We start from the raw sequence: 12,189 nt of genomic DNA, 5'->3' as shown, positions 1-12,189 counted from the left end.
GCTCTTTGTTGGCAAACAATTTGCCAGGTTTGTCGCCGCCCGGGTTGAATGCGATACGTGCGCCTTTTTGCCCATCACCCTGGGAGGCGACAGTGTCCTTGACCTTGGTCTCGGCTTTGGAGGACGACGAATTAGGGGGCGAATGAGACACGGATTTATCGAGGGCTGATACCGCCATTTTTTGAATCTCCAGTCCGGCTGTATTACAGGGTTCACCGGCTTCCAATAAGGGAATGCAGGCAACCTCTGTGTGGCGGACATGTCTGATTCAGTTCCTCCAGTCGGCATCAAATCGCCGACTGATCGGTAGGAGATCGGATCGATACGCGAAAAAAAACACAGCGTGGTGCTGCGACTTTTCTCCTTCCTCCCAGAGTCAGAACCCGACACTGGCCCGTACGAAGAAAGTACGTGGCTCGCCCAGTGAATCGCCCCCGCCTCCGTAGATGTTTTCCAGCCTCGAAGTGAGGCACTTTCGAATGCCTCGGGGCTGACGCCGCCCAGGTGACGGTGAAGACATTTCAACTGAAGACAGGGGCACGTAAGAAGACATGGAGGTTCAGATGTAAGCTGTCTGGAGGGCCTATAGATGCCCGTATCCGGCTGCACGGGTGAAGTCGGCCAAATGCCAAATATCACCATTCGCCCCCCAGGTTCCGTCAACAACCTCCTGGATCTGTATAGAGCTCAGCAACTGGCGCTGATCCCCCACTGCCTGGCTCGATTGTAGTGCGCCATGCAGTTCACGCACGTAGCGCTGGCGCATCGGCGCATCCAGAACGCCGGCAGGTACCTTGACGACGACCATGCATGGGACAAACCGGGCATGAGGAGCAACGCCCCCACACAGCCATTCATCAGCCTGAACTTCCTCGATGAGCACCCAGCACAACGCACGCTGTTGAGGGGCATCGCCCATATGCTCGTTAACCATTGCCACATCGCTCACGCGTCGAAGCAGCTGTTGGCGCTGTGGCTGATTGAAAGCTCCGGTAGGTACTTTGATCAGAATGTTTGGCATGGCGAAACCTCATTGTTAACTGGAAACGCCATTGGGCCAGTTATCTCTTCAGCGCATAAGTGACCGATTCGTCTGTTTTCGGGCACAATCGGACAATGTACGATTTCACTATCCTCATCTTTCCTGGGGCGTTCGCTTCAAGCGTCGCAGCGACCCTGGACATCCTCGGCACCGCCGCAACACTTGCGCAACGGCACGGCCTTGCCGTGCCACGCTGGCGAGTTTGTGGGCCGCAGTCGGGGCTGGTTGTGCTAGGGCACGGCATGCACCTGTTGGTTGACGAACTGACAACAGACGTCGAGGACAACTCCTGCTGGGTCATTCCAGGCCTTGGCATCAGCGACTTCGACACGCTGCTGCAGCGTCTTGAGGAAGACTGGGTACGTCAGATACTGCCGGCGCTGAAGGCTCATGCGGATAAAGGCAGGGAGATTGCAGCGTCGTGCTCGGCGGTCTTTCTCCTGAATGCCGCAGGATTACTCGATGGTCGACAGGTAACGACCTCCTGGTGGCTCGCCCCTTGGCTGTCGAGCATCGCGTCTGACTGCATTGTCGACCCCAACGTCATGGTGCTCTGCGACCCACCCTTGACGACCGCAGGCGCGGCCTTCGCGCAAACTGACCTGATGCTGCACCTGCTGCGCAGACGCCTGTCGCCGGAGCTCGCCGACTATGTGGGCAAAGCGCTTCTGCTCGACGGCCGACAGCTACAGACCCCCTTCATCAACCCAGCAATCATGGCCCAGGGCAATACACTGGTCGCTAACCTCACCGCCTACATCGAAACATGCCTGCCCCATCCGCCCAGTGTCCCGAGCCTTGCAGCGTACGCAGGCATGTCTGAGCGAACGCTGTCCCGACACCTTCGAAAAGCTACCGGCCTTTCAACCCAATATTTGATCCAGCGTGTGCAACTCAACCGGGCCCGCGTGCTGCTGGAAACCAGCAGATATTCTGTTGAATCTATCGCCGAACAGGTGGGATACCAGGATGCCACGGCCCTACGGCGACTTATGCGCCGCCTGTTGAACGCCTCCCCAAAACAACTGCGCCAGTAGCCCGCAGACTTGCACGCCAGCGTCAGCCAAGCGGGCTTTGCTGTCCCTGCTTATGCGCTCGGTGCGATGATGGGTGCACCTATACATCCGACCAACCCTCTCCCTGAATCCAATGAATAGATTTTCATCCTGTAAACACATTCGTTCGTAGCCGCAAGAGGGAAGAAGATGTCCATTGCCGCATGGCTATGCAGCAATAGTCCATGCAGTCCGGCTCGTGCGAAACTTCACCGATTGATGAACCACGAACGGTGCTGAAATGGTGCGTTTGCTTGCTGTCTCGGGAAGTCTGCGTCAGGCCTCCTCCAACTCAATTTTGCTACAAGCAGCGGAGCGTCTATGCCCCGAAGGGGTATCGGTCGCACAGTACGACGGTATCGGTAAATTGCCTCACTTCAACCCGGATCTGCTCGAGGATCCCCCCGAGACAATCATCGAGTTACGCTCAATTATCGGGCAAGCGGATGGGCTGTTGTTTTCATGCCCCGAGTACGCTCGAGGTATTCCCGGCGCATTCAAAAACATGCTCGATTGGCTCGTGAGCAGTGAAGAGTTCCCAGGCAAGCCTGTCGCGCTGTTCAACGCTTCACCCAGAGCCAGTCATGCGCAAGCCGCATTGCGGCTGGTCCTGGATACGATGTCCGCCCGCGTCATCGAGGAGGCGTCGATGTCGGTTAACCTCCTGTCCAGCGAGTTGAGCGCCGAGGGCATCACCACCGACCCGGTGATAGGCCCTCTGATTGTTACTGCGCTCGACGCGTTTAAACGGCACCTCGACAATCAAAACCCTTGATGCTCCTGCATCGCTTGCCGAGTGGTTGGCCGCATGCAGTCGAACTGCTAGCAGCCAGCGCATCTACTGGCCGGATCTTGCATGAACCCACTCGTTTATCGTTTCAAGGGCGCCTGGTGCGTAGGCATGACGACTTTCCATCAGGAACCTCATCGTGGTGAACCAGGACCATTCGCTGGTGAGTTGGGTGTTGTAAGACGCCGCCCTCAGTAGCCCATGAGTTGCATCCGGTATGACTTCAATCCGGTTGGCTGGATGGTTGCCCCCAACTGTCTTTCGATAGAGGGCTGGGTTGGCTTCGGGATCGACATTCAGATCGTCCGCCCCCCACAACGCAAGGAGTGGTATATCGAGTTTTTTCAAGGCGCTGGTCGCATCTTCGTGCACATTTCGCCGTACAAAAGCCCATCGTTCTGGGCTTATACCGTCCAGAAGAGCAGCCGACGGCACCTGCGAAGAGGCAAACAAGCGATCATCGGCGGCGGCCATCTCAGCCATCGTTGTGTCAATGTCACGCTCGGACATCCCAGTGCGTTGCAACCGCGTCCGAGTGTAATAGTCACCTTGCCGTTGCCAGGATACCGCACCGCCGACAAGCACCAGAAAGTCGGCCTCACCCGACGCAAAGCGGGGCAGTACCCAGCCGGCTTGAGAAAACCCAAGCGCACCGACAGGGATTCCTTGCAGCTTACTGCGCAAGGCGGACAACGCGCTGCGCGCGTTCACGTAGCGATCAGCCATGGACTGGCTGAGCCAATTCCCCTGCGACGCCCCAATGCCTGGTTTATCCCACGAAGCAACCGCGATACCTGCATCGAGAAGCGCATTGATGAGGGGATCGTAACCTTGCTGCGACGTGCGATCCTGGGGGCCATCTCCGTGAACCAGAACGACTGCCGCTGTCGCTGCGTGGTCAGGAAGCCAGAGCGTGCCGGCCAGGCGCAGTCCATTTGCGTCGAATGCAAAAGGTTCGCTGGCCCTGCGATCCAGACCATAAGTGTCAAGCCGCGCGAGAACCACCAAAGCGATAGCCACGATGAGACAGATGACAAAAATCAACCTTGCGCGGTAACGCTTCATCCAGACTACGTTGTGCATAGTCACTACTTTTTTCCTTTCAAGCGTTCCGACTAATCGGCTCGAATCTCAGTGCCAATCCCTTAAGCAGCGCATGCATTCAATAATACGCAACCTATTGATTTTTAAGATCGAAAAGCATCACTTTCTTGAGGGACTTCACTGGGGTCAAGCCTCAACCGCGCCGTAACATCAACGCCGCCACGGCACACAGCGTCAAGGCCACACATGCCAGGTAGAACGCATCGCTGTAGGCCATCAGGAACGCCTGGTGATGAATGCCCTGATCCAATATCTGCAAGGCCCATTGCTGGTCCGGTAATTGCGCCTGCAACACACCCTCACCGGGCAAGCGTTGCTGCAAGGCCGGGTCGAACACCGTGACTGACTCATTGATGCGTGCCGCATGCACCCGCTCACGCACCACCACCAGTTGCGCCAGCAGCGCCGTGCCGACGGCACCACCCAGGTTGCGCAGCATCGAAAACACCGCCGACGCCGAGCCCGCCTCCGCCTTCGCCAACCCCTGCACGGCGAGTACTGACAAGGCCACCATGATCAGCGGCTGGCCGATGCCGCGCACGACGATCGACGGCACGATCACATTGCTGGCACTGTCGGTCGATAGATGGGCGCCCATCCAGCAGCCCAACGCCATGATGGCGAAGCCCGAAGCGACCAGCAGCTTGGCGCTCAGCCACTTCATCAGCCGTGGCAAGAACGGCGCCATCACCAGTTGCACCAGCCCGTAGAGAATCAGGCTTACCCCGATTTCCCGCGCGTTGTAGCCCTGCAGTTGCGACAGGTAATTGGGCACCAGGAACACCAGGCCGAAGGTGCTGGCGCCGAAAATGAACATCGCCACACTGGCCACCCCGAAGTTGTAATGCCCCAGCAACCGCAAGTTGATAAACCCGTGCCGCCCTCCTAACTGACGGGCAACAAAGCCGATCAACCCCACCACCGCCAACAACGTCATCCACACGATGAACGGCGAGCCGAACCAATCTTTGCGCCCCCCCTCCTCCAGCACGATTTGCAGCGCACCGAGGCCCAGCACCATGCAGGCAATTCCCCACCAATCGCCCTGGCGCAACAGCTTCAGTTGCATGGGCTGACGATCGATGGACCAGGCCACCGCCGCCAGCAACGCGATACCGGGGAAGAGTTGAAGGTAGAAAATCCAGCGCCAGGAATACATGTCCGTCAGCCACCCGCCCATGGAAGGACCGGCCGCCTGGGCCACGCTATTGGCCAAGCTGAACAGCGCCATGCCCAGCGGCACCTTGCTGGCCGGCAACTCGGTGATGATCAGTTGGAACGACAACGGAATCAGCACCGCCCCGGCCGCGCCCTGCACCACGCGGATCACGATCATGGTTTGCAGGTTTGGCGCCAGCGAACAGGCGACCGACGCCACCAGGAACAGGCCCGAGCCCACCAGCATCACGCGGCGCAGCGAGAACACCTGCACCAGCCAGGCCGTGAGGGGGATCATGATGATTTCCGCCACCAGGTATGCGGTGGAAATCCACGAGCCTTCCTCGAACGTCGCCCCCAGGGCGCCTTCGATTTCCGGCAGCGCGGCGCTGGTGACATGCACGTTCATGCCGGCCATGAAACAACCAAACAGCCCGCCGATCACGGCCACCCAGGCACGCAGCGAGACCTGGGACGAATGCGCCTCAGCCTCCATGGGCACGCTCCCCACGGGTATCGACCGTGGCGATCACCGACATGCCCGGCAGGATCGGCGGGCTCGCGCCGCCCCGCTGCACCAGGCGGATCTTCACCGGAAAACGCTGGACGATCTTGGTGAAATTGCCCGTGGCGTTGTCTGGCGGCAACAGCGCAAACACGGCGCCGGAACCGGGGGCGATGCTGTGGACTTCACCCTGCCAGTGCTGGCCACTGAAGCTGTCCACCGCAATCTCCACCGCCTGCCCCGGTGCCATGTGCTGCAGCTGGGTCTCCTTGAAATTGGCGATCACATAAGCCTGGGTCACCGGTACCACGGCCAACAGCGGCAGACCCGGCGTTGCGTATTGCTGGCGCCGCACCTTGCGTTGCCCGACCACGCCATCAAAGGGCGCACGGATGGCGGTATCGGCCAAGGCATTACGGGCCAGGGCCAGGCTGGCCTGGGCTTCGCCAATATGCGCCTGGCGCTCGAGCAACTGGGCCTGGGCTTGCTGTCGACGCGCCTGGATAACCTGTGCCTGCGCCTGCTGGCGCGCGACCTGGGCACGCGCCTGGGCCAGCGCCGCCAGGGCTTGGGCCTGGCTGGCGCTCACGGTTTCCAGGTGCTGCGCGCTGGCCACCTGTTGTGCCACCAAGTCGCGATAGCGCTGGTAGTCCAAATGCGCCCGTCGCGCTTCAGCCTCACCGCTGTCGAGGGCTGCACGTGCTTGAACGATGCGTTGCTGTTGTTCGCTCAATTGTGCGTCCAAGGTGTCCAGGCGTGCCTGCTGCGCGGTGACCGCCGCATGTGCTTGCTGCAACTGCGCCTCGGCACTGTGCAGGCGCTCGGTGTAATCCCGTGCATCGATACGCACCAGCACATCTCCAGCCTTGACCGCCTGGTTGTCATCGACCAGCACCTCACTGACGTAACCGGCCACCCGCGGGCTGATTGCCACCCAGTCGGCGCGCACATAGGCATCATCGGTTTCCTCCAAGTATTGGCCCAGGTTCCACCACCAGGCGCCAGCCCCTACGACGCCCAGCAAAGCGGCGACTGAAACAGCGCTGACCAGTGCCCGGCGATGACGCTGCATCAACGTAGGAGGAAGGACTTCAATTGCCTGGTTCATGGGCGAGCTCCGAGGGTATTAACAGTGAGGGAAGACGCTGGATCGTCACGCTGCCAGCCGCCACCCAGGGCCTGGAACACGTCGATCTGACGGTTGATCAATTGCAGGTCGACCTGGGCCAGGCGTGCCTCGAGGCTGACCCGGTTGCGTTCGCTGTCGAGCAGTTGCAAGGCATCCAGCCCACCGGCCTGGAAGCCACGCCGGGCCAGGTCGAAGGCGCGACGGCTGTTATCGAGAGCGTCGGCAACGGCCTGGCGACGCTGCTGTTCGCCCTGGTACAGGGCCAAGGCTTGCTCGACTTGCTTGAGCGCGCCCAGCACCGTGGCATCGAATTGCGCGAGGGCCTGGTGGGTCTCGGCCTGGCGTTGGCTGATATGCGCATGGGCGATCTGCCGGTCGGGAAACTGCCAGGACAGCAAGGGCCCAATGCCGTACACCACAGCATCAGCATTGCCCAGCTTACCCAGGCTGGCAGCCGAAGAGCCCAACATGGCGCCAAAGGTGATACGCGGATAAAGCTGCGCGCGGGCAACGCCCGTGGACGCTGTGGCTGAACGCAACCGCGCTTCGGCGCGACGGATATCGGCGCGCCGTTGCACCAGCGCCCAGCCCTCGCCCACTGGCAACGGTGCCTGCAATTGCGGCGCCTGGGCACAGCGCAAGGCGATCACCTTTTCCGGGGTTTGGCCGCTGAGCGCGGCCAGTTCATACAGCGCGCTCTGGCGCCGGGCAGTGAACATGGGCAAGGGCGAGCGGGTTTCTTCCAGCAAGCCCTGGAGGCGCGCGACGTCCAGTTCGGTGGCGGCACCGGCGTGGCGCAAGCGCTGGGTGATGTCGACGCTCTGCTCCAGCAATTGCACCGAATGGCGTTGCACCTGCGCCTGTTGCGTGTAGACGCACGCCTGGGCATAGGCCCTGGCGGTCTGCGCCGCCACGGTCACGCGCCACTCATCTTCCATCGCCCGTGCCACCTGGGCATCGGCGCGGGCGGCGGCAATGCGATAGCGCACCGCGCCCCACAGGTCCAGGGTGTAGCTCAGGGAAAATTGCGGGGTATGGCTCCACTGCCCATCCGCTGACTGGCCAGAGGCCTTGGCCAGGGTCTGGTCATCACGACTGCGCCCATAGTCCAGGCCATAGGACAACATCGTCGAGGCACGGCGTTCACCTTCAAATTGCTGCAACTGCGCGAGCAATGCATCGACATGGGCACCGGCTGCCTCCAGGTCTTTGTTCTCACGCAGTGCCTTTTCCACCAGGGCATCCAATTGCGGGTCGCGGTACAACTGCCACCAATGGTCGGGCAGCGCGTCACTGGTTTCCACCGACAAGCGTGGCGCGGGCTGCGCGGTGACCTGGGTCGACGGCACGTGGCCGCACGCGACCAGCGCACTCAACACAACCGCGAGCGGTGTGCGGTGTAAGGCGACAATCACAGAGCTGGGCATCACAAGGCTCGTTCAAGAAAGGGCCTTGCAGCATAGGCAGTCGCCCCACGGGTTTCGCGCGCACCCAGGCCATGTGTCGTCGCCGGACAGACACCGGGATGAGCGAATCAGGCCCCCGGGCGGAAATGACTCGGCGGGTAGCCCATCGCTCGCCGAAACATCGCACTGAAGGCGCTCGGGCTTTGATAGCCATGCTCCAGCGCCACCTCCAGAATGGAGACGCCCTGGGCCAGCAATTTCAGGCTCAGGGCCAGCCGCGCGCGCTTGCGCCATTCGCCAAAACTCATGCCCAGTTCGCGCTGGAAAATCCGGCTCAGGGTCCGTGTACTCATGTTCAGGATGTCGGCCCAGGCTTGCAGGCTGCTGTCATCGGAAGGGTTGCGGATAAAGTGCGTGCACAACCGCGCCAACCGCGCCTCGGCGGGCACCGGCACATGCATCGCGACCACGGGCGCCGTGAGCAGCTCCATGCGGATCAGCTCGATCATCGCCTGCATGCGCGGGCTGTTCTGCCCGGCGATCAAGGTGGCGGCGACGATCAGTTCGCGCAGCAGCGCCGACACTTCAATCACCTGGCACACTCGGCCCAATTCGGGCTCGGCATCCGGCGCCAGGAACAGTGTGCGCATATGCACGTCACCGGCCATGCGAATCTCATGGGCCGTCCCCGCGGGCACCCACAGCGCGTGCCCGGAAGGCACCAGCCAGCTGCCTTGCGCGGTGCTGACCAGCATGACCCCGGAGACGCCATGAATCAGTTGGGCTTCGGCATGGCAATGGGCGTGCACCACCTCATCGTTGTGGTAATTGTCGGCATAGGCTTCAAGCCACGGCCTGGGAGACGATTGGGCAGTCATGGGCGGGTCTCGCGTCAACAGGCCCTGAGTCTAGCGAAAAGCACGCTGGCGAAAACGATTGAAAGAGACAGCTGTCGTCGCGCTCAAGACATCCGGTGAACTTCCGCGCCGCGCCGCCAGTCAGCTGAAAGGACTCTGACAATACGGTGGATGGTCGATGCAGATTTCATTGCAGCAACAAGTGGCCCTGGTCACCGGCGCCAGCTCCGGCATCGGTGCCGGCGCAGCCAAGGCCCTGGCCGCTGCCGGTGCGGCCGTGGTGCTCAACTACAACGCCCAGGCGGCACCCGCCGAGGCCCTCGCCGCACAGATCAATGCCGACGGCGGCCGGGCGATTGCCATCGGTGGCGATGTGTCCAAGGAGGCCGACGTGGAACGCCTGTTCGCGAAGAGCCTCGAAGCCTTTGGCCACCTGGACATCCTGGTGGCCAATTCCGGCCTGCAAAAAGACGCGAACCTGGTCGACATGAGCCTCGACGACTGGAACACGGTGATCGGCGTCAACCTCACCGGCCAGTTCCTCTGCGCCCGCGCCGCCGTGCGAATTTTCCAGCGCCAGGGCGTGCGTGATGGTGTGTCGCGAGCGGCGGGCAAGATCATCCACATGAGTTCGGTGCACCAGTTGATCCCCTGGGCCGGGCATGTGAACTACGCCGCGTCCAAGGGCGGCGTGGAGATGCTGATGCGCACCCTCGCCCAGGAAGTTAGCGAGCAACGCATCCGTATCAACGGCATTGCCCCAGGAGCGATTCGCACGGCGATCAACCAGGCGGCCACTGAGGGCGCGGCTGAAAAAGAGCTGCTCAAGTTGATTCCGTATGGGCGTGTGGGCGACGTGGAAGACGTGGCCAATGCGGTGGTCTGGCTGGCCAGTGACGCCTCGGACTATGTGGTGGGCAGTACCCTTTTCATTGATGGCGGGATGAGCCTTTATCCGGAGTTTCGTGGCAATGGTTGATTTGAACAAAGAGCCCCAAAGCGCCATCGATGCCCACGGCATTATCGGCGACATGCGCAGCGCCGCCCTGGTGAACGACAAGGGCAGCATCGACTTTTTCTGTTGGCCTGAATTCGACAGCCCATCGATTTTCTGCTCGCTGCTCGACACCCCCGAGGCCGGCATTTTTCAACTCACCCCGAACCTGCCCGAGGCCCGCCGCGAGCAGATCTACCTGCCCGATACCAACGTGCTGCAAACCCGCTGGCTCAGCGACGAGGCGGTAGTGGAAGTGACCGACCTGCTGTGTGTCAGTGAAGCCGTCGACGACCTGCCCCTGTTGATTCGCCGGGTGCGAGTGGTCAGCGGAACGGCAACGATTCATCTGCGCTGCGCTGTGCGCCATGACTATGCGCGGGCGCGAACTCACGCCAGCGCCGATGAAAACGCCGTGCTGTTCACCGCTGATGGCCAGCCTGGGCTGCGCCTGGCGGGCAGCCATGCGCTGCAACTGGATAACCAGGCCGCCGTGGCGACGTTTACCCTCGGCCAGGAAGAAAGCGCCGAATTCATCCTCGGTGGCGAGGACGACCCCCGGGTCACCAACGCCTGCACCGACCTGTACCTGCAACGTACCCTGAGCTTCTGGCGCAGCTGGATCGCCCAATCGAATTACCGCGGACGCTGGCGCGAAATGGTCAACCGCTCGGCGCTGGCACTCAAGCTCCTGACCTCGCGCAAACACGGCGCAATCATCGCCGCCGCCACCTTCGGCCTGCCGGAAACCCGCGGCGGCGAGCGTAACTGGGACTACCGCTACACGTGGATCCGCGACGCCTCGTTCACGGTCTACGCCTTTATGCGCCTGGGTTTCATCGATGAAGCGAACGCCTACATGCGCTGGCTCAAAGGCCGGGTCAGCGACTGCTGTGGCCAACCGACCAAAATCAATATCCTCTACGGCATCGACGGCCGCCAGGAGCTGCCCGAGGCCACCCTTGATCACTTCAGCGGCCATGGCGGCGCGACCCCGGTGCGCATCGGCAATGAAGCCTTCGACCAGGTGCAGTTGGACATCTACGGCGAGTTGATGGACGCGGTGTACCTGGTCAACAAATACGGCGAAGCCATCTCCCACGAAGGCTGGAAACACACGGTGGAAGTGGCCGACCAGGTCTGTGAAGTCTGGAACCAGAAAGACGTGGGCATTTGGGAAATGCGCGGCGAGCAGCATCACTTCCTGCATTCGCGGCTGATGTGCTGGGTAGCCCTGGACCGCGCGATCCGCCTGGCCTCCAAGCGTTCCCTGCCGGCCCCGTTCGCGCGCTGGGACGAGACACGCCAGGCGATCTACGCCGACATCTGGAGCAACTTCTGGAACGAAGAGCGCGGGCATTTTGTGCAGCATATCGGCAGCACCGCGCTGGACGGTTCGATGCTGCTGATGCCGCTGGTGCGCTTTGTTGCCGCCACCGATCCGCGTTGGCTGTCGACGCTGGAAGCGATCCAGGACAGCCTGGTACGCGACGGCATGGTGTACCGCTATCGCAACGACGACAGCCAGATCGACGGCCTGCAAGGCACCGAAGGCGCATTTGCCGCCTGCTCGTTCTGGTACGTCGAATGCCTGGCCCGCGCCGGCCAGGTGGAAAAGGCCCACCTGGAATTCGAACAGTTGCTGCGTTATGCCAACCCGCTGGGGTTGTACGCCGAAGAGTTCGACAGCCAGGCACGGCATTTGGGCAACACCCCCCAGGCGTTGAGCCACTTGGCGTTGATCAGCGCGGCGACATTCCTGGATCGCAAGTTGAGTGGAGAGAAGACGGTGTGGCAGCCCTGAGGTCGCCTGTGTGTGCTGGGGGTGTTGGCGCAGGAGTGGCGCTTGTCGCCCACGGCCCCACTGACAGTGAGCCGGTACCCCTGCTGCACGGCTTCCCCTATCACGCCATAGGGATCTAAACAACGCTGGCTCAACGCTGAATGCCCGGCAGATGAGGCTGTTGTGGCGAGCGGGCTCGTCCCGCGTTGGGGCGCGAAGCGGCCCCATTACAGGCGATGTGTTTTTAACTGACACACCGCGGTGCCTGGTTTTGGGGCTGCTACGCAGCCCAACGCGGGACGAGCCCGCTCGCCACAGGAAGATGTGTCAGGGGCTGAAAAGTTGTGTAGATACCGGCAGGAGCTG

Annotated in this window: 10 protein-coding genes; 4 read left to right on the top strand and 6 right to left on the bottom strand. The window is 61.6% G+C overall.

Annotation, left to right across the window (positions count from 1 at the left end):
* Positions 1–583 precede the first annotated feature (583 nt).
* Positions 584–1,021: a tautomerase family protein gene (locus P2T68_RS11705; RefSeq protein WP_168233536.1), complete on the bottom strand. Its 438-nt coding sequence runs from the start codon at positions 1,019–1,021 to the stop codon at positions 584–586.
* A 95-nt stretch (positions 1,022–1,116) separates the two neighbouring features.
* Between P2T68_RS11705 and P2T68_RS11700 the strand changes: the two genes are divergently transcribed.
* Both P2T68_RS11700 and P2T68_RS11695 read left to right on the top strand, forming a co-directional pair.
* Positions 1,117–2,079, top strand: coding sequence for a helix-turn-helix domain-containing protein (locus P2T68_RS11700; protein WP_277379363.1), 963 nt, complete (start codon positions 1,117–1,119; stop codon positions 2,077–2,079).
* A 259-nt stretch (positions 2,080–2,338) separates the two neighbouring features.
* Complete coding sequence (locus P2T68_RS11695; protein WP_024074445.1) at positions 2,339–2,872, top strand: NADPH-dependent FMN reductase; 534 nt, start codon at positions 2,339–2,341, stop codon at positions 2,870–2,872.
* Between the two features lie 63 nt (positions 2,873–2,935).
* Here the strand turns inward: P2T68_RS11695 and P2T68_RS11690 are convergent, their stop codons facing one another.
* The 5 genes from P2T68_RS11690 to P2T68_RS11670 form a co-directional block, all read right to left on the bottom strand.
* Positions 2,936–3,970, bottom strand: a complete 1,035-nt coding sequence (locus P2T68_RS11690; RefSeq protein ID WP_193690683.1) for an alpha/beta hydrolase — start codon at positions 3,968–3,970, stop codon at positions 2,936–2,938.
* 154 nt (positions 3,971–4,124) lie between these two features.
* Positions 4,125–5,645, bottom strand: coding sequence for an MDR family MFS transporter (locus tag P2T68_RS11685; RefSeq protein ID WP_024074443.1), 1,521 nt, complete (start codon positions 5,643–5,645; stop codon positions 4,125–4,127).
* Positions 5,635–6,762 (bottom strand): HlyD family secretion protein, encoded by a 1,128-nt coding sequence (locus tag P2T68_RS11680; RefSeq protein ID WP_277379362.1) that lies wholly within the window; start codon positions 6,760–6,762, stop codon positions 5,635–5,637. The genes P2T68_RS11685 and P2T68_RS11680 overlap by 11 nt, the downstream gene beginning before the upstream one ends.
* A complete protein-coding gene (locus P2T68_RS11675) occupies positions 6,759–8,210 on the bottom strand; it encodes an efflux transporter outer membrane subunit (RefSeq protein ID WP_277379361.1) in 1,452 nt (483 codons plus the stop codon). Before P2T68_RS11675 ends, P2T68_RS11680 begins: the two co-directional genes overlap by 4 nt.
* Positions 8,211–8,317: 107 nt before the next feature.
* Entirely contained in the window at positions 8,318–9,067 is a 750-nt protein-coding gene (locus tag P2T68_RS11670; protein ID WP_024074440.1) for a helix-turn-helix transcriptional regulator, read from the bottom strand.
* A gap of 157 nt (positions 9,068–9,224) precedes the next feature.
* Between P2T68_RS11670 and P2T68_RS11665 the strand changes: the two genes are divergently transcribed.
* Both P2T68_RS11665 and P2T68_RS11660 read left to right on the top strand, forming a co-directional pair.
* The gene (locus tag P2T68_RS11665) at positions 9,225–10,025 is read left to right on the top strand and encodes a glucose 1-dehydrogenase (protein WP_024074439.1); all 801 of its coding nucleotides are present in this window, start codon (positions 9,225–9,227) and stop codon (positions 10,023–10,025) included.
* The gene (locus tag P2T68_RS11660) at positions 10,018–11,844 is read left to right on the top strand and encodes a glycoside hydrolase family 15 protein (protein WP_168233532.1); all 1,827 of its coding nucleotides are present in this window, start codon (positions 10,018–10,020) and stop codon (positions 11,842–11,844) included. The genes P2T68_RS11665 and P2T68_RS11660 overlap by 8 nt, the downstream gene beginning before the upstream one ends.
* Positions 11,845–12,189 lie beyond the last annotated feature (345 nt).

The sequence above is a fragment of the Pseudomonas sp. G11 genome (assembly GCF_029457515.1).
GTDB classification, from domain to species: Bacteria; Pseudomonadota; Gammaproteobacteria; order Pseudomonadales; family Pseudomonadaceae; genus Aquipseudomonas; species Aquipseudomonas gorinensis.
This window is presented reverse-complemented; position numbering and strand designations above follow the sequence as displayed.

Excerpts from the sequence above, each read along its gene's own strand:
- P2T68_RS11690 (WP_193690683.1), bottom strand. The coding sequence starts at position 3,970 with ATGCACAACGTAGTCTGGATGAAGCGTTACCGCGCAAGGTTGATTTTT.
- P2T68_RS11700 (WP_277379363.1), top strand. The coding sequence starts at position 1,117 with ATGTACGATTTCACTATCCTCATCTTTCCTGGGGCGTTCGCTTCAAGC.
- P2T68_RS11705 (WP_168233536.1), bottom strand. The coding sequence starts at position 1,021 with ATGCCAAACATTCTGATCAAAGTACCTACCGGAGCTTTCAATCAGCCA.
- P2T68_RS11675 (WP_277379361.1), bottom strand. The coding sequence starts at position 8,210 with ATGCCCAGCTCTGTGATTGTCGCCTTACACCGCACACCGCTCGCGGTT.
- P2T68_RS11660 (WP_168233532.1), top strand. The coding sequence starts at position 10,018 with ATGGTTGATTTGAACAAAGAGCCCCAAAGCGCCATCGATGCCCACGGC.
- P2T68_RS11680 (WP_277379362.1), bottom strand. The coding sequence starts at position 6,762 with ATGAACCAGGCAATTGAAGTCCTTCCTCCTACGTTGATGCAGCGTCAT.
- P2T68_RS11695 (WP_024074445.1), top strand. The coding sequence starts at position 2,339 with ATGGTGCGTTTGCTTGCTGTCTCGGGAAGTCTGCGTCAGGCCTCCTCC.
- P2T68_RS11670 (WP_024074440.1), bottom strand. The coding sequence starts at position 9,067 with ATGACTGCCCAATCGTCTCCCAGGCCGTGGCTTGAAGCCTATGCCGAC.
- P2T68_RS11665 (WP_024074439.1), top strand. The coding sequence starts at position 9,225 with ATGCAGATTTCATTGCAGCAACAAGTGGCCCTGGTCACCGGCGCCAGC.
- P2T68_RS11685 (WP_024074443.1), bottom strand. The coding sequence starts at position 5,645 with ATGGAGGCTGAGGCGCATTCGTCCCAGGTCTCGCTGCGTGCCTGGGTG.